Origin of the sequence: Corynebacterium tuberculostearicum (assembly GCF_046097255.1) — a bacterium.
Taxonomy (GTDB): domain Bacteria; phylum Actinomycetota; class Actinomycetes; order Mycobacteriales; family Mycobacteriaceae; genus Corynebacterium; species Corynebacterium tuberculostearicum_J.
In genome coordinates, this window is the sequence record NZ_CP175770.1 from 826367 (window position 1) to 850279 (window position 23913).

Annotated in this window: 20 protein-coding genes and 1 pseudogene; 13 read left to right on the forward strand and 8 right to left on the reverse strand. The window is 57.4% G+C overall.

Annotated elements, in window-relative coordinates:
• Positions 1–44 precede the first annotated feature (44 nt).
• From ACKFRY_RS03955 to ACKFRY_RS03975, 5 genes are all read left to right on the forward strand, one after another.
• Complete coding sequence (locus tag ACKFRY_RS03955) at positions 45–884, forward strand: hypothetical protein (protein WP_040425393.1); 840 nt, start codon at positions 45–47, stop codon at positions 882–884.
• Entirely contained in the window at positions 884–1852 is a 969-nt protein-coding gene (locus tag ACKFRY_RS03960; protein ID WP_408921841.1) for a hypothetical protein, read from the forward strand. The genes ACKFRY_RS03955 and ACKFRY_RS03960 overlap by 1 nt, the downstream gene beginning before the upstream one ends.
• Positions 1853–1859: 7 nt before the next feature.
• Positions 1860–2768 (forward strand): hypothetical protein, encoded by a 909-nt coding sequence (locus tag ACKFRY_RS03965; RefSeq protein ID WP_005325305.1) that lies wholly within the window; start codon positions 1860–1862, stop codon positions 2766–2768.
• Between the two features lie 218 nt (positions 2769–2986).
• On the forward strand, positions 2987–4594 hold the full coding sequence (gene istA / locus ACKFRY_RS03970; protein WP_150851611.1) for an IS21 family transposase: 1608 nt from the start codon (positions 2987–2989) through the stop codon (positions 4592–4594).
• 17 nt (positions 4595–4611) lie between these two features.
• The gene (locus tag ACKFRY_RS03975) at positions 4612–5370 is read left to right on the forward strand and encodes an ATP-binding protein (RefSeq protein WP_150851610.1); all 759 of its coding nucleotides are present in this window, start codon (positions 4612–4614) and stop codon (positions 5368–5370) included.
• 713 nt (positions 5371–6083) lie between these two features.
• Here ACKFRY_RS03975 and ACKFRY_RS03980 read toward each other — a convergent pair.
• Positions 6084–7282 (reverse strand): IS3 family transposase gene (locus ACKFRY_RS03980; protein WP_408922244.1). Its coding sequence is split into 2 segments (ribosomal slippage): positions 6084–7030 and positions 7030–7282, totalling 1200 coding nucleotides; the frame shifts between segments, so codons are not numbered across the junction.
• Between ACKFRY_RS03980 and ACKFRY_RS03985 the strand changes: the two genes are divergently transcribed.
• The 3 genes from ACKFRY_RS03985 (at position 7185) to ACKFRY_RS03995 (ending at position 8768) form a co-directional block, all read left to right on the forward strand.
• On the forward strand, positions 7185–7817 hold the full coding sequence (locus ACKFRY_RS03985; RefSeq protein ID WP_408922276.1) for a hypothetical protein: 633 nt from the start codon (positions 7185–7187) through the stop codon (positions 7815–7817). The genes ACKFRY_RS03980 and ACKFRY_RS03985 overlap by 98 nt on opposite strands.
• A gap of 361 nt (positions 7818–8178) precedes the next feature.
• Positions 8179–8388, forward strand: coding sequence for a hypothetical protein (locus tag ACKFRY_RS03990; RefSeq protein WP_005325312.1), 210 nt, complete (start codon positions 8179–8181; stop codon positions 8386–8388).
• Positions 8388–8768 carry a hypothetical protein gene (locus ACKFRY_RS03995; RefSeq protein WP_005325318.1) on the forward strand — a complete coding sequence of 127 codons (381 nt, stop codon included), beginning with the start codon at positions 8388–8390 and terminating at the stop codon, positions 8766–8768. Before ACKFRY_RS03990 ends, ACKFRY_RS03995 begins: the two co-directional genes overlap by 1 nt.
• 83 nt (positions 8769–8851) lie before the next feature.
• On the opposite strand, the gene ACKFRY_RS04000 is transcribed toward ACKFRY_RS03995, so the two are convergent.
• Together ACKFRY_RS04000 and ACKFRY_RS04005 are read right to left on the reverse strand one after the other, a co-directional pair.
• The gene (locus tag ACKFRY_RS04000) at positions 8852–9541 is read right to left on the reverse strand and encodes a PolC-type DNA polymerase III (protein ID WP_005325320.1); all 690 of its coding nucleotides are present in this window, start codon (positions 9539–9541) and stop codon (positions 8852–8854) included.
• Between the two features lie 366 nt (positions 9542–9907).
• Complete coding sequence (locus ACKFRY_RS04005) at positions 9908–10618, reverse strand: IS6 family transposase (RefSeq protein WP_005325321.1); 711 nt, start codon at positions 10616–10618, stop codon at positions 9908–9910.
• Between the two features lie 41 nt (positions 10619–10659).
• Here ACKFRY_RS04005 and ACKFRY_RS04010 point away from each other — a divergent pair, with 41 nt between their 5' ends.
• Positions 10660–14424 carry an amino acid adenylation domain-containing protein gene (locus ACKFRY_RS04010; protein ID WP_408923253.1) on the forward strand — a complete coding sequence of 1255 codons (3765 nt, stop codon included), beginning with the start codon at positions 10660–10662 and terminating at the stop codon, positions 14422–14424.
• A 2-nt stretch (positions 14425–14426) separates the two neighbouring features.
• On the opposite strand, the gene ACKFRY_RS04015 is transcribed toward ACKFRY_RS04010, so the two are convergent.
• Positions 14427–15413 carry an alpha/beta hydrolase gene (locus tag ACKFRY_RS04015; protein ID WP_408923254.1) on the reverse strand — a complete coding sequence of 329 codons (987 nt, stop codon included), beginning with the start codon at positions 15411–15413 and terminating at the stop codon, positions 14427–14429.
• 77 nt (positions 15414–15490) lie between these two features.
• On the opposite strand from ACKFRY_RS04015, the gene ACKFRY_RS04020 reads away from it, so the two are divergent.
• The 4 genes and pseudogenes from ACKFRY_RS04020 (at position 15491) to ACKFRY_RS04035 (ending at position 19773) form a co-directional block, all read left to right on the forward strand.
• Positions 15491–16435, forward strand: a complete 945-nt coding sequence (locus tag ACKFRY_RS04020) for a methionyl-tRNA formyltransferase (RefSeq protein WP_005325328.1) — start codon at positions 15491–15493, stop codon at positions 16433–16435.
• 65 nt (positions 16436–16500) lie between these two features.
• Positions 16501–17517 (forward strand): iron-siderophore ABC transporter substrate-binding protein, encoded by a 1017-nt coding sequence (locus ACKFRY_RS04025; RefSeq protein WP_005291893.1) that lies wholly within the window; start codon positions 16501–16503, stop codon positions 17515–17517.
• A 178-nt stretch (positions 17518–17695) separates the two neighbouring features.
• A pseudogene (locus tag ACKFRY_RS04030) lies at positions 17696–18956 on the forward strand (IS3 family transposase).
• A 178-nt stretch (positions 18957–19134) separates the two neighbouring features.
• Complete coding sequence (locus ACKFRY_RS04035; protein ID WP_005325329.1) at positions 19135–19773, forward strand: DedA family protein; 639 nt, start codon at positions 19135–19137, stop codon at positions 19771–19773.
• A gap of 10 nt (positions 19774–19783) precedes the next feature.
• Here ACKFRY_RS04035 and ACKFRY_RS04040 read toward each other — a convergent pair whose 3' ends face one another.
• The 4 genes from ACKFRY_RS04040 to ACKFRY_RS04055 form a co-directional block, all read right to left on the reverse strand.
• The gene (locus ACKFRY_RS04040) at positions 19784–20566 is read right to left on the reverse strand and encodes an ABC transporter ATP-binding protein (RefSeq protein WP_408919565.1); all 783 of its coding nucleotides are present in this window, start codon (positions 20564–20566) and stop codon (positions 19784–19786) included.
• Positions 20567–20616: 50 nt separating this feature from the next.
• Positions 20617–21711: a FecCD family ABC transporter permease gene (locus ACKFRY_RS04045; protein WP_408923255.1), complete on the reverse strand. Its 1095-nt coding sequence runs from the start codon at positions 21709–21711 to the stop codon at positions 20617–20619.
• Complete coding sequence (locus ACKFRY_RS04050) at positions 21711–22829, reverse strand: iron ABC transporter permease (RefSeq protein ID WP_005325331.1); 1119 nt, start codon at positions 22827–22829, stop codon at positions 21711–21713. The genes ACKFRY_RS04045 and ACKFRY_RS04050 overlap by 1 nt, the downstream gene beginning before the upstream one ends.
• 342 nt (positions 22830–23171) lie before the next feature.
• The gene (locus ACKFRY_RS04055) at positions 23172–23882 is read right to left on the reverse strand and encodes an IS6 family transposase (protein WP_408923256.1); all 711 of its coding nucleotides are present in this window, start codon (positions 23880–23882) and stop codon (positions 23172–23174) included.
• Between the last annotated feature and the right edge of the window lie 31 nt (positions 23883–23913).

Genomic DNA, 23913 nt, shown 5'->3' on the forward strand with positions numbered 1-23913 from the left:
CTCACAGTAGATAGCTACAACCCTTAACTTGGAATGGTATGAGAATGACCCTTTACCTTCGCCGAGATATTGATTATCTGTTTGCGCCATATTCCTATGACCAATTGTTCCTAAAACTTCCCTACGACTATGCCGTAGAGGCGGCTTCACGCTCGCGAATTTTCATCACGCCTGAAGGTGCTGCCAACAGTTACTGGTCACAGCAATATGTAGAGATTGACACGACGGTCGATGACCTTCCCAACGCGCTGCGCCTTGGGGTACGGGATCCGAAGATTCCTCGCCGTTGGACGGCAGTCCTGGAAACCAAGAATCCTGAATGGGTATGGTTCCTGTGCGATAGGCCTATGGAATACGAACAGTTTCTGAGTTTCATTGGACTTGTTGGATCGATTCCTTTCGTCCCGGGAATGACCCAAGTGCTTATCCAGGACCATCCTGACGAGCGAGAGCTAGAGGACGCACTCGGCTCACGCACTGGCACTAAGAACCTCACGGTCCACTCCTATGACATCCATGCCGCTATTGGACTTTCAGAACCAGTACCCGAAAATCGAGGCGAGCAATTCTTCGACGTAGGCATCGGTGAAGGCGAGTCAAGGTTTCAAGCATTTACACAATGGCCAGAGGCGGAAGAATTTCACTTCCCTGGGTTGGAAAGACTAAAAGCTAAGAAAGGACCTTTACGGAAACGGTTTACTACCCAGGATCTGGCTGACTGCGCGCATCTTTTTGGGCTAGATCCTTTCAATAGAGATTTCCTCACCGGACGTGCCACGCTAATTAATGCAGGCTACCCTCTTGCGCAAGCCTATGGATCTTCAGCAATTTTTGATTATCCAGAGCACACGTGGGATCGAGAACATGAAAGGAGTGAAGGTTAATGAAGGAGTTTTTCTTCACCGAGTCCATCGCACCTATATCGTACGAAGTAAAACTCCTTCGATTTCCAATTGAAACTGTCGTCAAGGAATTTGAGAAGTGGGCTTCAGGCTTCGATAGCCCTTATGCAAAACCCTATCTTTACAGGGAAAATCACAAGGTCGAGTGCAACGTTCATGTCAAAAAAGTAGCGGCTGGCAGAAACCAACTAGCAGGACTAATCAAGCCACAGAATCATATTCTTCAGTTTGTTTTTGTTCCTACTAACTCGGAGTGGACGGCTGTATTCGGGCCATGCTCATTCCCACAATCAACTAAGCTCCCAGGAATTGCCGAGTTTTCCTACGACCTTGCACTCCAGCAAGAAATTACGCCGCAGGTCCCGTACTACATTTCTATAGAGCATGAACCATGGGTAGACAACACTGATGAAACTTTTTCCCGCCGAGCAAGCTATGGAATGCTTCGTTTTTCAATGCGTGCGATTCCTTCGAAACCTTATGAAACTTACCTCGATTGCTATGTATACCGCTGTCTGACAAATGAAACTGCTAAAAATTCCAATGGCCGGTGGTATCGATATATGAGGTTTCTTTCTGATCAAACCGAACCGTTTAAAGACTACGGTTTTGATTTTGATTCCTTGCCAAAGGTCACTGAGTTTCCGGAAGAGTCTTTTACCGACGAGCACGCGCGGATTATGTGGTCCCAGTTTGGAGAAAAGCAGGTCGAAGACATCCTCGCGCCGCTGGGTGTGTCCCCGTATGACGATTCCTTTTATGGGACAGAAGGCTATCTAGTGCGCTTAACTCCGGCGCAGGTTGCAGATACTTATGAGGATCAATTGGTAGAAGCGAAAGACTACGATCCGCCGGCGCGTATCCCTCTAGAGAAGTATCAGTTCTTCCAGGGACTTCATGACGGGCCTATCCGAGCTTGGTCATCGATCCCTGTCTCAGAGCAAGGATGAGTTAGAGATGAACATTCCTACAACAATCAATGCATACGCAGTTGCCCTCGCAGATCTTGGCCACCACGTGTATCTCGGTACTGAGACCGGTCAGATCACGAGAAACCTCCCCATCGATGGACTGCAGGCTTTTATCAGAGCCAATCATGAGTATGAATCGACAGAGGCAACTTTTCTCATTCCTGGTCTTGTTTCAGATGAAATGACCGCGTTGGCACTGATCAGTGCCTTGCAACAATCTTCGACAGGTTTATGCCGCTTTGTTGTCAGCGAGGGGCAAATACAGGCAAAGGCATCTCTACTAGTCGGAGAATTCCTGACAGCTGCGCGGCTGCAGGCATGGTGGCGTCGAAGCCTTGACGAGGTGGAGCAGTGGTATGCGCAAGCGCTCGCCTATTCAATTATCTCTTCCAGCAATACAACTTCTGTACCCGCACGCCTTCAACCACAAGGCGAGGTGCTGGATATCTTTAGCGATGTTGCGTCCCCCGATGCACAAAAGTGTGAAAGCGTTACTGTTGAGAGAGTTGAAATGTGTATGGCACGTCTTACCGGAGTAATGCCGGAGACTCGTATGGCAGGCAACTTTCAAGTGGTAGAAACAAGTATTGGCGGGCAATTCTTGGATATTGAAGTGGCAGAAAACGAACTGCGCTTTACCATTGGTTCATCGCTCAATAACCAGCATCCGGCTTTGAGTACGGCACTGGCTCAGGCTATTAATCAGCTCCATGTTTTTGAACCAGCGCCCACGGCATTTGTCCTCGACTCCGGAGAACATGTCGAGCTTTATACGCGGGCCGTGGTCGATACGTCCGTCGGACTTGATGACCAAGCATTGCTAAATGCAATACAAAAGTGGGGACCATACGTCTATGACTTTAACGAAAGAATCTTTGCCCAACTGCAAGGATAGACCTTGTGGGGATCCAGGGACGCCTTACCTCCAACTTTTGCGAGGATCTTCTTGCGCTACCCGTGTCGATTTGGGGTAGTTGGTACCGCGAGTCTGCGTAGTTGGTACCGGTGTTCCGCGTACCCGGTACTGCAAGGGGTTTTCTTTCATAGTTGATGTTGGCGACACCACAATCCGCTGGTGTTGCGTCAACTTCTACTTGGAAGGAGCCGGTCCTTGTGGCTAACTTCAAACAGATCATCGCGATGTGCCTTGATGGTGCTAGCTACGCGCAGATCACACATGCATTGGGATGTTCACGACGAGAAGTATCCCGAGCAAAGAAAGTCATCAACGATGAGGCACTAACTCCAGAGCGTTTCCGTCAGCTCCCACCGGGATGGTTCGATGATCGATTCAGTGATGGCCGGAGTAAGCGGTCGTTGCCCTACGACCAGCCTGATTTTCATGCTCTTGCACGCAAGCTGAAAGGTACGAAGCATGTGACCAGGCATAAGCTGTGGATGGACTACGTGTCGAAGCCTTGTCCGACGGATAAGACAAAGTACCAGTACTCCCAGTTCTGCAGTGGGCTCAATGAGTTTCTGCGTGCCAACGATCTCGTCGAAGTTATCACCCATGAGCCAGGGCAAGAGCTTTATGTCGACTGGGCCGGTGACAAAGTGCCTGTAGTAGATCAGGCCAGTGGTGATACCGTGTTCAAGGCGTCATTGTTTGTCTCGGTCAGCCCGTACTCAGGGCTGATGTACGTTACTGCTGCTGCGAATGAGAAGATGTCGGCGTGGATTGAGTGCCATGTTAAGGCGTTGAATTATCTTGGCAAAGTACCAGCAATCATCGTGCCAGATAATGCTTCTACGGCGACTTATCGGCCGAAGAAGACCTCTACATACCGGATGGTCACTGACCGCTACGCAGCGTTTGCTGACTATTACGGGGTCACGATTGTGCCGACTAGGCCCGGCAGGCCTCGTGACAAGGCAGCGGTAGAGCGTGCCGTGAAAATCGCCTACACCAAAATCCTGGGTTACTTTAGCAACGAGGTCTTCTATAACCTTGATGAGCTTAATGAGGCGATCGCTTGCCGTCTTGCTGTTATCAACGGCGCAATGACGCGGCCTGATGGCTCAACACGGCAGATGCGCTTTGATAAAGAAGAGGCACCAATGATGCGGGATCTTCCGCCGACGCCGTTTACGGAAGTGTCTTATAAGCGGCTTAAAGTCGATCGCAACTGGCACATCACCTGTGACTACCAGTACTACTCAGTGCCATTTCAGCTGGTAGGAGAGTCGGTAACAGTCAGGCTCACCCCGCAACTGGTGAGCGTCTTCAACGGGGAGCAGCTTGTTGCTGAACACACGCGCCTTCACGGATTCAAATACCGGTATTCCACCAACCCTCAGCATGGGCCGCGTGGCGATGATGAAGGCCACAAGGCGCTTACCCGTGATGAGCTTTTGGCCTGGGCCTCGTCGTTTGGGGCAGCAACGCACGCAGTCATAGCGATGATCCTCGACCGCAATAGTGCCGCCGTACCCCGCGGACTCATCCAGGCACGCAACGTGTTGGCCAACCTGGGCAAAAAGCACAACAAAGCCACCCTGGAACCTGCCTGCCAGCAGGTCGTGGACAAGAAGCTGGCCCCAACGATGGCAGTGATCAAACGCCTCCAGACTGACATTGCCCACGCCCAACAACATCCCGGGGAACCAGGGCCAAAAACACAGCCTGTGGCCAAGCGCCAACCACGCCCAAGTACCCCGCTTACCGGCGACGTGGCCGATGCCGTCTTTATCCGGCCTGCTGACCACTACGAAAACTAGAAGGAGTGTGAAAAATCATGAGCAGCATCGACGACGAGATTGTGCGGGCAAAAATGCGCAAGCTTCGCGTATCAACCTTCGCTGACATCTTCTACGAGGTTGTCAACGACGAGGCCTATGCGGATGCGCTACCAGAAGACATCTTCCTCGCCGCAGTCGAAGAAGCCTACACACAACGCCAACAGCGCAATATCGCCAAGGCCATCACCCAGGCACAATTCCGATACCCGGATGCAAGCCTGGCTGAAATCACCCGGGCAGAACAACGTGGTATCAACATGCGCCAGCTGAAACGAATCGCAGCAACCAACTGGCGGGAAAACCCGACCAACATACACATCCTCGCACCGACCGGAACAGGCAAGACATACATTGCCTGCGCCATCGGCATCGCCGCATGCAAAGCCGGATATTCCGTGGCGTACTACCGGCTGGATCAACTTGTAGACATGCTGGCGGTCTTCTCACCGACTGACCAAAACTACCTCGATAAGATGCGGAAACTGATCAACGTCGATGTCCTTATCATCGACGACTTTATGACCATCAGCATCAACCAGCGCGGGCAAGAAGACCTAGCCAAGATCATATTCGACCGCGACGGAAGGCTCCCAACACTGATCTCTTCCCAATCAGCTGCCGCCTACTGGGTTGAAACACTGCCAGACAGAGTCGGAGCCGATTCACTCGTAAGCCGCCTCAACAACGGCCACCGAATCCATATCGGAGACTTCGACATGCGTAAAGCCACCGCCCCGACCACCCCAGACGACTAAGACTAACGGCCCGGGCCGACGTACCCCTCGGCCCGGTACCAACTACCCGGAACACGACAGTACCGAGTCCCCAGAACACCGGTACCAAAAACTCGCATCTGACAACCCGTCGCACTTGAGAATCTGTCATAGCCCAGGCAGGGTAGCTAGCGTCGATGGCTTTAAGTACTGTCAGAAGATCGTTGAGTCGTCCTCGGATGTTGGTTTCCAAGAGGTTTTCTTGGTGTGATACTCGGTTGCGTAAACGTGTCAGTCTTTCGACTTTCTTCCCAATGTTTTCCCTCGATTGGTCCTTAAGGTCAACGCGGGGAAAGGCGTGGTGTAAGCACTCTTTCCACAGTATTTTTGCGTTTGGACGATGGTCTGGCAACGCTTCTCCGAGAAGATTCGACCAATTACCTAATGTGAGTTGAGCTATTACATCATCATGGCTGAGCGGAGCGTTCTTGCGCGCGTGTCCATTGCGGCGACGCTGAGATTCTTTCCGAGCCCATTTTCTAGCCTGTCCAATTGGCCCTTTGAACATGTCGTATAAAAGCTGTGCTGATTGGTGTTCAAGGGACCAGTCTCTGGAGCCTTTTTCCTTATCGTTCCAGTCTTGAAGTGCGTTGTTCATAGCGTTGCGTGTTAGAACCTCAAAGTAAGACAGCTGAGAGTGTAACGCCCCCGCCAGTCGAGTATTCCAGCGGTATGAAGTGTCCCGGGTTTTGTTCCTAGGCATTTGCCTTGATTTCCATTATTTCTTGGGCCGGGTTGGTTTCCCAAAACTCTGACTCAACCTCAGCTGGCGTGCGATAGCCGAGACTTTGGTGAAGCCGTACCTCGTTCCACCAATTAACCCATTCAAACGTCGCGATCTCCACGTCAACCACGCTGTCCCACGACCGCCGATGAATCAGCTCATTTTTGTAGGAACCGTTGACGTTTTCGGCCAAAGCATTGTCATAGGAATCTCCTACTGTCCCGGTAGAGGCAGCAATTCCATACTCAGCCAGCCGTTCGTTGTAGACAATGCTGACGTACTGTGAGCCATGATCTGAATGATGAATCAGCCCCGTTGTTTCCTTCGCGCTGACAATCGCCTGATTAAGCGCCTGCAGCGGCAGCGCCTCGGTACGCATTGAATCAGATAGTGCCCACCCGACGATCCTTCGGGAGAACACGTCGGTAACAAAAGCGGTGTACACGAATCCTTTTCTAGTGCGCACATAAGTAATATCGGCCACCCACAATCGGGCCGGTGCCGGGGCGTTGAACTTGCGATTAACTAAATCAGGACGCAGATCTGGTCCCTTCGGCTTGCGGGTAGTAATAGGAGACTTACCTTTACCTTTGCCTCTGACTCCAGCAAGACGCATCAGGCGTGCGGTCTGCTCACGGCCAATGTCGATTCCTTCACGGCGCAGAGTATGCCACATCTTACGGATGCCGTAGACGCTAAAATTTTCTTCATGGACCTCGGCGATGTGCGCGACTAGAGCAGCGTCACGAAGACTGCGGGCACTCATACCACGGGCTTTTGATTGGCGGTATCCACGGGACGTGATGAAACCGCCAACACGGTGGGTGTTTAACGTCTCGCAAATGAACTCGATGGAGAAACGATCCCGATACTCATCGATGAACCGGATCATTTCCGACGTTTTGGGTCGAGTTCCGACGCGAAAAAAGCCGAGGCAGCCTTCAGTAGCTCATTGGTGTCGCGTAGCTCTTGATTTTCACGGCGTAGCCTCGCGTTTTCCGCGGCCAAGTCTTCAGGCACAGGTTCTGGGATGCTTCCCGCACGACGGGCCTGCTGGGTCCACTGACGAGCCGTGTGCCATGAAACCCCCAACTTTGGAGCTACTGCCTTGCACGCGGCTTGCATCGACATATTTTCCGCCAAGATACGGTCCTCTACAAGACGGACCACACGGTCCTTTGCATCCTGGTCAAATTTTCTTGGCATATTCCAGATTTTCCCATCTACTCAGACGGAACAAAACCTGGGACACTTCACCTGTGGAAATGCCGTTTATACAGACATTTCCGGACAAGTTGGATTCTCACTTAATGAATCCGGTGGCGTAATTGTAGAGGTGGAATCATGCGGAGTTGAGTTAGACGGCGTAGATTTGACTGGTCCGAACGTAAACGGCGAGAATCATAAATACGCAAGCTTTAACGCTAAAGTTCCCGTGTCTGGGTACTTCAACGTTGATATCTCAAATCCGGATTCGAACTGGCAAGCAGAGTCACCAGTTGAAGCACCAGAAAAAGCTGATGAGCTGTTGATTGCGAATGCTTCCACTTCGCATGAGGATGTTCAGCCGTATCCAGTAGATGCGAAACTATCGGAAATACGCGAGCTCAAGCCCGGAGAGATTATTACAGGTTCCTCAGAAAGCACTGTCGATGAAACTTCAAGCAAGATTGTGACGCAGGAAGAATTTTCTCGTTGTGATTGATGCGCGTGCGTCGCGATGAGCTTCTCGCCCGCGAAGGATCGACCGACTAAACGTAGCGCTGGCGAAGACGAGATGAACGCCGTCGAGGGCCCCGGATAAGCGTGCTTATCTGGGTCCTTATCTTTGTTGCATCCGCACCGCGGCTTAATGGGCTCGCCGTTGTCACTTGCTTATCTGCTTAATTCGTCAATCGCTTGCGTGATTGTCTGTTTGGCACAAGCGTCTATTTCTGCGCCAATGTGGCCTTTTGCCCGCTAGGGCTTGGCCTTTCCGGCCCACGCCTAATTTTCTTTGGAACATGAGCAAGAAAACTGTCTACCCATGGTTGACTTGTTTAGTCTCCTGTCGGTAGACTACCGTTATGAAGCGAAACGCCGTCATCAAGAAATTGAAAGCGGAAGCCAAGCGGCGCGGTCTTGAATTTGAGGAAATCGCCCTATCGCGCCATGACGCTTATCGGGTAGGCAGCACAACCCGAACCTTAGGTAGGCACCGTGAGATTGACGATGTGACAGTCAAGAAGTTTTTCGACCAATACGCCCAAGAACTAGGGAAAGGCTGGTGGAGGTAATGACCACGACATACACAGTAACCGCAGAACGCGGAACCAGCGGAGTATGGGTGCTCGAATGCGCCGAACTGGGGGCAGTGTCCCAAACTAAGCGGCTAGCTAATGCTGCCGACGAGATGCGCGAAGCACTGGCCTTTCAGGCAGGCCTAGACCCAGACGAACTCAACATTATTGTTGATGTTGTTCTCCCACCGGGCCTTGCGGAAATGAAAGCTCGCGCCGAAAAAGAACGCGAAGAAGCGGCACGACTGGCCGCTGCGGCACAGGCAAGCACTCATGACCTCGCTGTTGCAATGAGAAACGCTGGAATGACCGTGCGAGATATGGGAACAGTCCTCGGAGTGTCTTACCAGCGCGCCCAAAAGCTCGCAGCATCCTAAACACTGAAAGCGAAAGTCGCCCAGCACGCGCATGATAGACACGCGTACTGGGCGACTTTTATCGGCCGGCGGACTGGTGCGCGTTAGCGGCGTGTGACGGTGGGCTTGCAAGGTAGTCCCCAGTTAGTGGTGTAGCCGGCGTTGAAGGTGACGGCCTGGTCGAGGATTTGGCGTCCAATCTTGGTTGCTTCTTTCCCGAAAAGTTTGTTGAGCATCTGTCCGGTGGCGGTAGCGTCGGCGATAGCCGCGTGGGACTGCGGGTTATGCAACCCAACATGGTCAAGCAAAGCAGAGAGTTTGTAGGAGCGCAGGGACACCATCTGCTTAGCCAGGGCGATGGTATCTACGAAGGGGAAGTACACGTCTTCCCCGTCTGGGGTGATGCGCTCGGCTTCAGCAAGAATCATCTTCGAATCGAAGGGGGCATTGTGTGCCATGAGCACCATCCCATCTACACGTGCGGCGAACTCGGTGTAGACCTCTGGGAAGGTGGGCGCGTGGGCGACATCAGCGTTGGTGATGCCGTGGATGTGGGAGTTTTTAATCTGCTTGCCGTCAGGATTAATCAACGTGTGCCACTGGTCGACAAGCCGGAAGGATTCATCAAAGCGGGCGACGGCGAGTTCAATGATGCGGTCGTATCGCTTGTTAAACCCCGTGGTCTCTGTGTCAATGACGGCAAAGACAGGCCTGCCCGCCTGCAGGTGGGCAGCGTTGTCTAGAGCGTTTTCTAGGTGGGTGAGAGTCTCGTGGAGTCGGTTGAAAAAGTTCATGCCCACCACACTACGGAGTGTCCCGGACACGTCCTCGGTGGGCGTAGAGGGGAGTGGGCGGATGCGTCAGGTTGTCGAAATTGAGGAGAGGTTTATTTTTAATTGTTTTTCTTTCCCCGTGGTGGCGGTGAGAATGCGTGTGTGCCTTAAGTAGTGGAGTCTTTGGTGGCAACCAAATCTATTGATTTGGGCGGCAGCCCAACGAGCCGCAAGGCGAGGCGGGAGCCTAAACCGTAACCCGTATTGCACGGTTTTGTTGGTTGATCACCCCTGGATATAGATCTACAGGGTGCTGTTGCAAAGTTGGGCGGAGAGCCGAGACGACCCAGTTTCTCATTTCCTGATGGCCGCTGCGTGCCGGCGTTCTCAGGCCGTCTCGAAGACCCGGTTGACGATCACCGCGTCCGGATTGGGGTGCCCATAAGCAAACATCGTGCCCTGACCTTTCCGTAATGAATGCATCGCTTCCATCCCTTTCAACGTCCGGTAGGCGGAAATTCGGTTTTTGAACGCCCCCTTCGGTCCCAGGATTCTTTTAAGTCGGCCATGATCTCCCTCGAGAACGTTGTTCAGGTATTTCACCTGCCGGTGCTCCACCGTCTGAGGGCAGATTCCCTCCGCCTTCAGCTCGGATATTGCCTTGGCCAGAGCTGGTGCCTTGTCGGTGTTGATGACCCGCGGGGACCCGGCTGTCGTATTCGATCGCAGCGTCTTGGCCAGGAAACGCTTGGCCGCAGCCACATTCCGTTTTGGTGAGAGGTAGAAGTCTAAGGTCTGCCCACCGGCGGTAATAGCCCGGTAGAGATAGCACCACGTGCCGCCGACCCGGATATAGGTCTCATCCACCCGCCAGGACTGGGCCTGCCAGTCGGGTACCTGCCGGTACCAGCGAGTGTGCTTATCCAGCTCAGGGGCGTATTTCTGCACCCAGCGGTAGATCGTGGTGTGATCGACTGGCACACCCCGCTCGGTCATCATTTCTTCGAGGTCGCGGTAGCTCACGCCGTAGCGGCAGTACCACCGCACCGCCCACAGGATGATGTCACGGGGGAAATGCCGACCGGAGAAGATGCCCATGGCTCTGATTATTTCACGCCGGTCTTTCTACTGCCCCAACTTTGCAACAGCACCCCGCGCAGGTCCTGCAGAGCGTTGCACCCGACGTGATGGGTGTGGACGTTCAGGACCTCGTGGCAGGACTGGTGACCGTCGCGGTGGCTCGAACAATGGGCACGGACGCGCGGAGCTGGGCCGTGGACGTAGAAGGCCACGGACGTCCGGCTGATCATTCCTATGGTCGAACCCTCGGATGGTTTACCACCATCGCGCCGGTGGAAATCCCGTTGGCTGATCCAGCGGATGCAGCACGTGCCGCAGCGGAAATGCGCGCGCTCCACGAGGACGGCACAGCCCCGGACCGCCGCACTTATCAGGCACTGCGATACACACACCCGCAAGGGCAGCGAACCCTGGCCCATGGGGCACAGATCCTGGTCAACTACCTCGGACGGGGAGAGACTGGCGCTGTCCTCCACGCGCCGGGCGATGCCGCCTGCCAGTGGACGGATTACCTGGTGGAGGCCGATGTGTGGTCTAGCGAGCGGGCCGTAAGCATGGAGCTGTCCGTGGTGAATGCGGTGATTTCCGCCGAGCGTTTGCGCAGCGCCATCGGCGAGGTTGCTCGCGAGTTGCAGGAGCACGTCAGCCGCGAGCAATCCTCAGGACGCCGCGCTCCGCTGAGCGTGCTGCAGCGCGGAATCTGGTTCCAGTCACAGGTGGCAGCACCGGGTGCCTACGTTGCACAGACTGCGTTGACGTTTGACCGGAGACTGGATGCCGAGGCCGTGGTGGAAGCCTTCCGGGACACAGTGACCGTGCATCCAGCCATGGGCGCGGAGTTCCACACCGATGCTTCCGGCCAACCCGTGCAGAACTTGCCGTGGAGTGGACAGGGCATTGACCTCCCCGTCGAGACCACCGAAGGGGATCTCGAGGCGATCATGCACGCTGATCGCAGCGCGGGCATCGATCTCGCATCCGTGCCGCTGGCGAAGGCAACCATCGTCACCGGCCGAAGTGACGGACAGCCTGGCGACACGCTGCTTCTTACCTACCACCTGGTTCTGGTCGATGGTTGGTCGCGTGCAGTGATGCTGCAAACCTTCCTCGAGAGGCTGACGTTGAGGTCCGGCCAGGCCCGCACGCAGGGTGCGGGAGAGTTGGTTCCTCGCGGTTGTTCTATTGCTGACGCCCTGCTCGAGTCCGTTGACACTCGCAAAGAGCAGGCAGATAGCGACTATTGGGTATATCGCCTAGAGACGTTGTCTCAGCCCACGCTCGTTGCCCCGCAGGCCGCGGATATCTCTTCAGAGCACGCTGGTAGCGAGTTGCCTCGCCAGGTGTTTGCCGAGGTCAGCGAGCAGCTGACCGGCGCACTGCAGGAAAAGATCCGGGCGCAGGCCGTGACGTTGACCTCCGTGGTCAACGCAGCCGTGGCCGTGGCCTTGGGTGCTGTCACAGGGGATTCGGATGTGGTGTTTGGTCAGTCTGTCAGTGGCCGCGATGCCTTGAGCGACCCCGCCATGTCTGATGTGGTGGGAGTGCTGCTCAACACAGTGCCAGTGCGAGTGACAGCTCGGCCCGGCCAGAGCATAGAAGAACTGGTCCAGGATGTTTATCGCCAGCGCATCGAGGATATGGACCACGATTCCGCGGACCTCGGCGCCATCCAGCGGCAGCTGGGGGTAGGCACGCTGTTCGATTCCATGGTGGTGGTGCAGAACTTCCTCGATCCGCAGGCAGCAGCGGAACTTCGGGAACGCCACGGGGTTGTGGAGGAGCGCGCGGAAGATTCCACGCACTTCCCTCTGACCTGGGTATTCACTCCGGGGCCGAAGCTGGGCATCAAGCTGGAATTCCGCCACGACGTGGTGGACGAGTCCCTCGCACATTCCGTGCTCAAGGCCGCGACCGAAGTCCTGACCGCGTTTGTGGACACACCAGAGGTCCCGCTCGCTCAGCTGGCCCAGTTGGCGCCAGCCCGAGCGGAGGATTCTTCCCCGCAAAGCACGACGGAGCAGATGGCTTCCTGGCAGAAGGCCGAAGGCATTGACCGCACCATTGCGGATGAGCTCAAGGACACCGCCCAGCGCTTCCCAGATCGCATCGCGCTAGCGGATGACGCACAGCAGTGGACGTTCGGTGAGCTGATTGCTCGCTGTTCCGACATTGCGGAAAAGATCAAGAATTGCGGCGTGACCAGCGGCGATACTGTCGCCATTGCGGTGGAGCGCTCCGCGCATTCGGTGGTGGCTCTGCTGGGAGCCCTGTGGGCAGGGGTGCGCTACGCGCCGCTTGATCTGACGCACCCCGATGGGCGGCTCCGGGTCCTCGTGGAGGACAGCCAGCCCGCAGCCGCGCTGGTGGACTCGAGTTCTCGGGAGCGCATGGAGCGGATCGGTGCGCTTCCTTGCGTCGACGTCACCACTGCCGATTCCCACGCCACCACCCACACGCCTGCGGCGGTGCCCGGGGACGATGCCTACCTGATGTACACCTCCGGATCGACCGGCAAGCCCAAGGGCGTGGTGATCAAGCATCGCGGGCTGCACAACATGCTGGACAATCACCGGCGCAAGATCTTCGCCCCAGCTGCTGCCGATGGGCGGACGTTGCGGATCGCGCATGCCATCAGCTTCGCCTTCGATATGTCGTGGGAAGAGCTGTTTTGGCTGGTGGAAGGCCACGAGGTGCGGATCTTCTCCGAGGATTTGCGACGCGATGCTGCGGCCATGGTTGAGGCCATTCGCGCGCATCAGGTGGATGTCATCAACGTCACCCCGACCGTTGCCGAGCAGCTGCTCGCGGAGGGGATGCTGGAATCCGGCGCGCATCGCCCGCGGCTGGTGCTCTTGGGCGGCGAGGCTGTCTCGCACGGCGTGTGGGAGACCTTGCGAAAGGCCGATGACGTGCGCGGATACAACCTCTATGGACCCACCGAGTACACCATCAACGCCCTGGGTGCTGGCACGGATGAGAGCGCCACGCCCGTGATCGGAATGCCGGTGGATCGCACGGCGGCGTTCGTTTTGGACCCGTGGTTGCGCCCCGTTCCTACAGGAGCGCCGGGTGAGCTCTACCTCGCGGGCAGCGGCTTAGCGCAGGAGTATCATGGGCTCGCGGCGCGCACCGCCAGCTCCATGGTCGCCTGCCCGTGGGGCGCCCCGGGTGAGCGGATGTATCGCACGGGAGACATCGTCCGCGTGCGTGCGGATGGCATGTTCGAGTACCTCGGACGCAGCGACGATCAGGTGAAAATTCGTGGTCACCGCGTGGATCCCGGCGACGTCTCGGCCGCCGTGTCCCGCGGCGTTGATCCCCGCATCCTCCACTGCGTGACCGTTCCTGTTCGTATATCCGACGCCACACTCCTGGCCTGTCACCTCGTGGCCCCACAACTGCGCGATGCGGACCAGGGGGAGCGGCAGAGTTTCCTGACTGGCGTGCGTAATGCATTGCGCGAGGAACTGCCCAGCTACATGATCCCGGATCGATGGTCGATCGTGGATGAGTTGCCGGTGACGTCGAATGGAAAGACCGACCTTGCTGCACTGGGTGAGGGAGAAAGGATCACGGAGAAGGGCCGCGAACCGGCGAACGAAACCGAGGAGATCACGGCGGAGCTGTTTGCCGAATCGCTAGATATTGAGCCCGAGGACGTGCCGGTGGATGCTGATTACTTTGACATGGGTGGGCACTCCATGGCGGTCATCAAGCTCTGCGCACTGCTGCGTGGAGAGCTGGGAGTGGAGGTTGGCGTGCGCGAATTCTACGGTCTGCGGACAGTCGAGCGCGTGGCGGAGTTTGTGGAGGCGCGCTCGTAGATTCAGCCCAGCAATTCGGCGAGTGCCGGGATGATCCCGTGGCGCCACATCGCAGGGTCGTGGCCACCGGGCGTGCGGTGATTGGTGGTGGGAAAGCCGCGGCGTGTCAGGGCATCGGCCACTGCATCCACGTGTCGTTGCATGGGCGGCTCTTCTGCACCGCACGTCAGTACGATGCGTGCCAGACCGGAGCCACTGTGAGCCGCAGGATTTTCGAGTGAGGGGCCAGTGAGCTGTGCGGCAATGTCGCCTCCTGCGGGCCCGTCCGAGAGCGTGTCCGCGAGCTCTGCAGAACGGTCAGCGGACCACCAGACGGCAGGGGACTGGGCGATGGCTCCTTTGATTGCAGGCGTGGTTTCGGTGGAAGCCGTAAGAGCTGCGCGCAGGGCGGAGAGACCGCCGAAGCTTTGCCCCACCAGGACTATGTGGCTGCTGTTGATGATCGGCGGAAGCTCGGTGGCCAGTGCGCTGGCGAATGTTTGGGAGGTGTACTCCTCGCTGCGGTCTTTGGCTGCCGGCAGGAAGACGCGGTTGATCTGGGGGATAAGCCCTGCCGTGACTGCCCGGTCCAGTGCGCCCGTGAGGTCATGCAGATGGATCCAGTCATCGCCATCCAAAAACACCACGGTGGTATCCGCACCGCGGTCATCGAGGCGCGCGGTGCAGCGCCTGCCGAATACCTTCCGGTCGATGGACGGGCGTGCGCCGGGCAAGTCCGCGATGACTTCTGGGGAGCGAGGCGGCCAGAGTGTCTGGTCCACAGAATCGCCGCTCAATAGGCTCGCCTGTGGGCCTGCGCCGTGTGCGTTATGTGGATCGGGATATTTCAGCTCGCCGGATTGAAAGCTATAGGTCACTGCTGAGGGCGCCGGGATGCGCACATCGACGGTGGACATCGATTCGGTGAGCTCGACGTTCGAGCGGTAGGGGTCCGGGAAAACGAGGGCTTCCGCATCCGCGGGCACCGAGATTCGGTGAAGGGTGGTCACGTCCGGGGAGTCTGGCATGAAAATTGCGCCACTTTCATCATTGACTACATAGGTAAACCTAAGCTAACATCCCCTGCATGCGAGTTGCTGTTTTCGGCTATCAGTCGTGGGGACACCGGACGTTGTCTGCGGTCATCAATGCTGGTCATGAAGTAGTTTTGGTAGTTACGCACCCTGCCAGCGATCACCCTTATGAGCAAATGTGGGCAGACTCCGTTGAGGAGCTCGCCAGCGAACATGAGCTCCAGGTGTGTGTCACTGAGCGCGTGGGTCAAGACGTCATTGAGGCGTTGCGCGATGCTGCACCAGACATCATCGTGGCCAACAATTGGCGAACCTGGCTTCCTCCCGAGGTTTTCAGCCTGGCCAAGCACGGCGCATTGAATGTCCACGATGGTCTCCTGCCCGAGTACGCCGGATTTTCGCCCATCCTGTGGGCGCTGTTGAACCGGGAAACTCACGTGGGCGTCACTGTGCACGAGATGGATGAAGTGCTGGACGGCGGACCCATCGTTGCCCAGCGCGCGATCCCCGTGGGTCCGCAGGACACCACCACGGATCTCGTGGCCAAGACCATCGACCTCATCGAGCCCCTCGTGGAACGCGCATTGAGTGACGTCGCCCAAGGCACCGCCACTGCGCAACCTCAAGATCCCACCCGCGCTACGTACTTCCACAAGCGCGGCGAGCAGGAATCTCGCATAGATTTCACCCAACCTGCGGAAGATATCGCCTTGCTGGTCAGGGCGCAGTCCGACCCGTACCCCAATGCTTACTTTGAATTCCGAGGCCAGCGCGTCCGCGTGCTTTCCGCGCACGTCTCGCAGGGCCGCTTCGGCGGAACCCCCGGCCGAGTCACCATCCCTCACGAGGGAGGAATCGCGGTGGTCTGTGGATCGCCCCGTGCCAACGTGCCGGCGCCGGCGATTGTTCTGGATCGTGTTCGTCTCGACGACAACTCGGAACTGACCGCCACCGAATTCTTTGGACATAGGGCTGGATATATCCAACCAAAGGTTTGACCTTTCCCTTTTGTGTACGGGCCACGCCTCGCGCGGAAATCCGTCACCAGTAACAACGGAGAAAAATGACACTCAAGAAGATTCTCGTTAGCACCGCTGCTGTGCTGACCTTGGGCGCGGCACTGACCGCTTGCTCGACTGATGACCAGTCCGGAAATTCCGGGGACTCCCAGGCAGTCAACGCCGAGCAGGGCGCATTCCCCACCACCATCGAGCACCGCTACGGCTCCACCGAAATCAAGGAAGCCCCGCAGCGCGTGGTCTCCTTGGGCTACACGGATCAGGACGCACTGCTGGCGCTGGGAGTTACTCCTGTCTCCGTGAAGTACTGGGACGGAATGACCCCGGATGGTCAGGCTGCGGGCAACTGGTCCAATGACAAGATCGAGGGCGACACTCCTCGGATCGACAAGGACACAGAAGTCAACGCGGAAGCCATCGCCAAGGACAATCCAGACCTCATCGTGGCCGTGTACTCGGACATCGATGAAGACACGTACAAGAAGCTGTCTGAGATCGCCCCTGTCGTCGTACAAAAGGGCGAATACGAAGAACTACAGCAACCATGGGACGTGACCACGGAAGAGATCGGGCAGGCCGTGGGCAAGCCTGAAGAGGCAAAGCGCCAGGTGGAGCAGGTCAAGGAGAAGTTCGCAGAGCTCAAGGGCCGCCACCCAGAATGGGCCGAAAAGGAACTCGGCGTGGCCACTGTCTCCGACGAGAGCCTGGCTGTCTTTGCCGAGGGCGATCCGCGTAGCCGCTTCTTCACCGAGCTGGGATTCAAGATCAACCCGGCCTACGCGGGCATCACCAAGGACAAGTTCTACGGTGAGGTCTCCAAGGAAAACGCAGACCAGATCAACTCTGACGTGCTGGTGTGGGATCAACTGTCTTACTCTCCGAAGCAGAGCAAGGCTTCTGTGACCGAGGATCCGATCGTGGGCAAGCTGCCCGCCGTGAAGGACGGACACAGTGTCTACCTGGAAGGCGACCTGGAAAAGGCCTTCGGATGGCAGACCGTGCTGAGCCTGAACTACCTGCTGGACAAGATCGAGCAGCCGTTGGCAGACGCCACGAAGTAGTCTGAATCAACTGCCGAACCGCCCCGCATGAATGAACTGCTCCCCATTAGTTGGACTGAGAAATCAGTTGCCAACAACTAGTGGGGAGCATTTTCTTTGAGAGCACGTAGTTCGCTGAGTGAAGTTCAGCGTGAGCAGTTAGTGGAGCTTTTCGAGCAGGGAATGGGTTGCCGAGCCGCTGCTCGTGTTGTCGGTGTCTCGAGAGACGCAACGCGTAGACTTTATCGCCGTTTCCAACTGCGTGGCAGACTATGTCTCGTGGAGAAACCAAACAAGCAGCACTACTCCTTCGAGGCGAAGAAGGAAGTTGTAGAACGTCATCTTGCGGGTGAGTCGATGATGGATCTTGCCCGAGAGTTCAATCTTTCATCCGACCACCTCGTCAAGGACTGGGTGGCTAAGTGGCGCAGAGGCGGCGACGAGGCTCTGCGCCCGAAGCCGAAGGGCAGGCCCAAAGGATCGGCTGCGCCGAAACGCCTCACGGAAGAGGAAAAGCTTCGCCGCCAGGTTGAGCGGCTGGAAGCGGAAAACGCCTACTTAAAAAAATTGCGAGACTTGAGGAACCAGGGACACGCCTGAAAGCCCAGGCAATCGTCATCCTCAAGTCACACCACCGCTTGGACTACCTCCTGGATGCGGCCGGCATGGCACGCTCGACATTCTTCTACCACCAAAAACGACTCACCGCACCGGATAAACATGCCGAGCTCAAACAAGCGATCCGGGACAGTTTTCAGCGCAACAAACACCGCTACGGCTACCGGCGGGTACTGCTCGACCTGCGTAACCAGGGCTGGGTGGTCAACCACAAACTTGTCTACAAGCTCATGCGCGCCATGGGCTTGAAAGCCAAGATCCGCCAGCGCAGGCCCTACATCTCCTACACTGGCACAATCAGCTACATCGCTGAGAACACACTCGAGCGCAACTTCACCCCCGATAGGCTCAACACTGTCTTCGTCAGCGACGTCACCGAGTTCAAAGTCGCTGGCCGCAAGGTGTATCTCTCACCGGTGATGGACCTGTTCGACCGCTCAATCGTCGCCCACACAGTGGCCACATCGCCGTCTACAGCGTTTACCTCGGCTTCGTTGGCGCAGGCGATCAAAGCGTGTGCTCCAGAGCCGGGCTGGATGATCCACACCGATCAAGGATTCCAATACCAGCACTCATCATGGCGCACCCTGATTAGCCAGCACCAGGGAGTCCAATCGATGTCACGCAAAGGCAACTGCTACGACAACGCGGTCATGGAGAACTTCTTCGGCCACCTGAAAACCGAGATGTACCACGGAGAAGCCTTCGACACCGTCGCAGAGTTCAACCAGGCAATCGACGAGTACATCCGGTGGTACAACACCGAACGCATCCAACAACGACTCAAGGGTCTAACCCCGATGCAATATCGAAATCAGACCCTTGAAGCCCTAACCGCCTAGAATTAAACCAGTCCAACTTTCGGGGGCCAGTTCAGAACGTGCTGGGGCGGTTTTGCTGTTGCTGGCTAGGGGACGGGCACTCATGGGGATAACGGATGCACGCTAGGGGCGAGCTGCCTGTATTCCGGTCAGAAACCGGGGTAAGAATAGACCAGTTGTTTTCTAGAAGGGATTCCCTGTGCACTTAAGCGACCTCATGGACGCCACCACCCTGCTCCAGAACTTTGGCGGCTGGGCGCTCGGCGGCATTGCGCTGATTATCTTTATTGAATCCGGCGTGCTCTTCCCGTTCCTCCCCGGCGATTCCATGCTGGTCACCGCGGCAATCTTGCGCGATCAGCTGGGCTTGAACGTTCCGATTCTGGTGGGCGTGGCCATCGTCGCGGCGTTCTTGGGCGACCAGGTAGGTTTCTGGCTCGGCCACCGCTTTGGCCGCAAGTTGTTTAAGCCCGACGCCAAGATCCTCATAACCGAGCACCTCGAACAAGCCGAGGCTTTCTTCCTGAAGTACGGGCCGTTGGCTCTGGTACTGGGGCGCTTCATCCCGATCGTGCGTACCTACATTCCCGTGGCCGCTGGTACCGCGGAGATGCCGTACAAGAAGTTCGTGGGATGGAACGTCACGGGTGCAGTGCTGTGGATTGTCAGCATGGTCGGCATTGGCGTGCTGCTGGGGGATATCCCGGGCATTGCGGATCGCATCGACATGATCGCCATCGTCATCGTGCTGGTGTCTGTGACTCCGGTGGTGATTTCCGCGATGATCAACTGGCGGAAGTCCAAGAAGACTCCCGCCCAGGAGCTGATGGAGGACTAAGCCCTGATCGTCACTTGGGGACGATCAGCGGACCGCCGGTGACAGGATCCTCGATGACTAGCGCGTTGAGGGCAAACGCCTCGAGCAGTAGCTCTGGGGTAATGACCTCGCTGGGACGCCCGGTGGCGAGGACCTGTCCATCCTTCATCACCACGAGATTATCGCTGTAGCGTACAGCCAAGTTGAGATCGTGCAGCACCATCACCACAGTCCGATCCAGCTCTCGGCGTAGACGCTGCACCAGCTCCAAAATCTCTACCGACGTGGCCAGATCCAGGTAGGTGGTGGGCTCGTCCAGGAACAGGATGTCCGTGTTCTGCGCAAGAACCATGGAGATCCACACACGCTGCCGCTGCCCTCCGGACAGAGAATCCAGGGTGCGCTCCGCCAGCCCCATCGAGCCAGTCATTTCCAGCGCCTTGTGCACCTCGGCTTCGTCCGTGGACGACCACTGACGGATCCACGATTGGTGTGGGTGCCGACCGCGCGAGACGAGATCAGCCACGTTGAGTCCCTCCGGGGCGGTAGGGGTTTGTGGCAGCACGCTGATGGTCCGTGCGAGGTCCTTGCGCCTGATGGATGAGATATCGGCGCCGTCTAACAGCACTTCGCCCTCATTCGCCGGAAGGAGACGAGACATGGCTCGCAACAACGTGGATTTGCCGCAGCCATTGGGGCCGATGATTGTGGTGATCTGCCCGCGAGGAAAGTCCACGTCCAAGCCTTCGATGACCGTCCGGTCGCCGTAGCCCACGGCGAGGCCGCGTGCGCTCATGCTGTGCTTCTGAATCATGTGTCCTTCTTTGTTCGCGGCACTGCTAACTTCCAGGGTGGGATCTTTTCTCATGCCGTGGTTGACCTATTCCGTTGGACCAGCAAATAAATAAGGAACGCACCGCCGATTGCCGAGGTGAGAATGCCCACCGGCAGCTCTACGGGCAGAAGAGTTTGGGTGCTGATATCTGCCAGCAGGAGTAGCGCAGCGCCGGTCAGCGCAGAGGCCAGAAGCGGTGGTGCAGAGCAGTTGCACAAGCGCAGCGCCACCTGTGGGGCCACGAAGGCGACGAACCCGATGGGGCCAGCGGCCGAGACCGCCACTGCTGCCAAAGCCACGGCAGCGGCGAGCAGAAGCACCTGCACACCCTGGACGTTTTGTCCCAAAGCCCGTGCAGTATCCGAGCCCAGCAAGGTGGCTAAAAGTTGGTGACCAATCCAGGCCAGCAGCGGTGTAAACACCAACACAACAATGGCGATGGGCCACATCTTGGACCAGTCCGCAGTGCTCAGGGAGCCAGTAAGCCAGAACTGCGCGGCCGCGGCATCGCGCAACTCCGTGCGGATCATCAGGAAGTTGATATACGAGGTCAACAGAGCAGAGATGATGATGCCGAACAGCACTAGCCGGAAGGAATCAGTCGATCTCCTCCACGCCAGAGCCCACATCACCGTTGCGGTGACAGCCGCACCAAGCACCGCGGCCAAGGGAATGCCGATGCTGCTGAGCCAGTCGAGGAAACCACCAGCGCCACCACCCAGAGTGATGACGGTGACCGCGGCCGCGGACGCGCCCGTAGTGAAGCCCAAGATATCCGGGCTGGCCAGCGCATTGCGAGTCACGGACTGAGTGAGGGCTCCGGATAATCCCAGCGCACAGCCCACCAGAATGGCCGTCAGCGCACGAGGCATGCGCCAATCCAAAACCACCAGACGCTCAATGCGGGTGCCCTGGCCGGTGAACAGCACCTCCAGCACACGAGCCGGGGACACAGGATAGTCACCCAGGCCGATGGAGACCGCCGCTAGCAAGACGATCGCCACGAGCAGCAATAGAGACACCGTCAACGCGCGAGGGCGCCAGACCACAGAAAATGAGCCCACGCGGAATGGCGGGCGCCCAGGGATAGTGGAAGAGGTAGGGCGGGCAAGGAGGGAACTCATTAAATGGCCACCACCCGGCGTCGATAAATAAGGGCGATGAAGAACGGCGCGCCCACGAACGCGAGGATGATGCCTACTTGCAACTCGCCCGGACGAGCGATCAGACGGCCCACCACGTCTGCGAACAGCATCATCACCGCACCCGTCAGGGCAGAGTAAGGGAGGATCCAGCGGTAATCAGGGCCCGTGATGGCGCGCACGAGGTGCGGGACCACCAGGCCGATGAAGGTGATGGGGCCGGCGGCAGCTGTCGCGGCACCGGCCAGCAGTGCGATCAGAGCCATGCCAATCAGGCGGGCGCGCTGGGTGTTGATGCCCAGTCCGGAGGCGATGTCATCGCCCAGATTCAGGAGGTTTAGCTGCGGTGCCGTGATGAACGCCAGCAGGAGGCCCACCAGGATAAACGGCAGCACGCCGTAGAACACGGTGAGATCCCGGCCCGCGATGGAGCCGACGGTCCAGAAGCGCATGCGATCCAGATTGGCATCGTCAGTGAGGATAAAACCGCTGATGATGGCGCTGAGGACCGCGGACAAAGCCGCGCCGCCGAGGACCAGCGTCATTGGATTGGCCTGTCCTCCTCCTATGGACGCCAAACTAAACACCAACGCAGTAGCAGCGATGGCCCCACCGAACGCCCACATGCTGGTAGCCCACACGGACGTCACACCCAGCAAGGAGAAGCTGGCAACCACGGCCAGGGACGCACCGTAGTTGATGCCGAGAATGCCCGTGTCCGCGAGAGGGTTGCGCGTGTGCCCTTGGATCAATGCACCGGAGGCGCCAAGGGCAGCACCGGCGACTAGGCCCAACAGGGTGCGGGGAATGCGGAGCTCGACGATCACGCGCTGATCCACATTCAGCCCCTCCGCGTGGCCGAACGCCGTGCCGAGATCGCGGAACACGGCGGACACTTCTCCAAAAGGGATCTGCCGTGATCCAAACACGATGCTGGCAACGATGCTGGCGAGCAATAGGAGGAAAAGGACGCCGAGGCCGACGAGGCGACGCGGGATTTTACCTGATGGAGCGCTGGCAGAAGCGTCCGCAGTAGCGTCCGCGCGAGACCCCAGGTGTGATTGAGAAGGGGATTGCGCATGCGGGGTAGAGATAGCCATGCATCCCTCCTTGACGCGTGAAAGTCCATGATCTTAACGGGAGCAAGCTTATATGAACAAGGTAAGCCTAATCAAAGTACTACAAGGAGGGATTGTGGAGCTGTGCAGGTGAGTGTGTGAGCCAGCAGGTGCGGCTAGTGAGGTCGGTCGGCCCTGAATGGCGCCGACCCTACACCTCAGCTCTATGCTTCTGAGCAGGGATTTGGACATGTTTTAGCTGGTTGCTAGGCTAGTCAGGTCTTGCCGTAGGTAGGTACCCCCATGGGTGCTGTTGCAAAGTTGGGCGGAGAGCCGAGACGACCCAGTTTCTCATTTCCTGATGGCCGCTGCGTGCCGGCGTTCTCAGGCCGTCTCGAAGACCCGGTTGACGATCACCGCGTCCGGATTGGGGTGCCCATAAGCAAACATCGTGCCCTGACCTTTCCGTAATGAATGCATCGCTTCCATCCCTTTCAACGTCCGGTAGGCGGAAATTCGGTTTTTGAACGCCCCCTTCGGTCCCAGGACTCTTTTAAGTCGGCCATGATCTCCCTCGAGAACTTTGTTCAGGTATTTCACCTGCCGGTGCTCCACCATCTGAGGGCAGATTCCCTCCGCCTTCAGCTCGGAGATCGCCTTGGCCAGAGCTGGTGCCTTGTCGGTGTTGATGACCCGCGGGGACCCGGCTGTCGTATTCGATCGCAGCGTCTTGGCCAGGAAACGCTTGGCCGCAGCCACATTCCGTTTTGGTGAGAGGTAGAAATCTAAGGTCTGCCCACCGGCGGTAATAGCCCGGTAGAGATAGCACCACGTGCCGCCGACCCGGATATAGGTCTCATCCACCCGCCAGGACCGGGCCTGCCAGTCGGGTACCTGCCGGTACCAGCGAGTGTGCTTATCCAGCTCAGGGGCGTATTTCTGCACCCAGCGGTAGATCGTGGTGTGATCGACTGGCACACCCCGCTCGGTCATCATTTCTTCGAGGTCGCGGTAGCTCACGCCGTAGCGGCAGTACCACCGCACCGCCCACAGGATGATGTCACGGGGGAAATGCCGACCGGAGAAGATGCCCATGGCTCTGATTATTTCACGCCGGTCTTTCTAC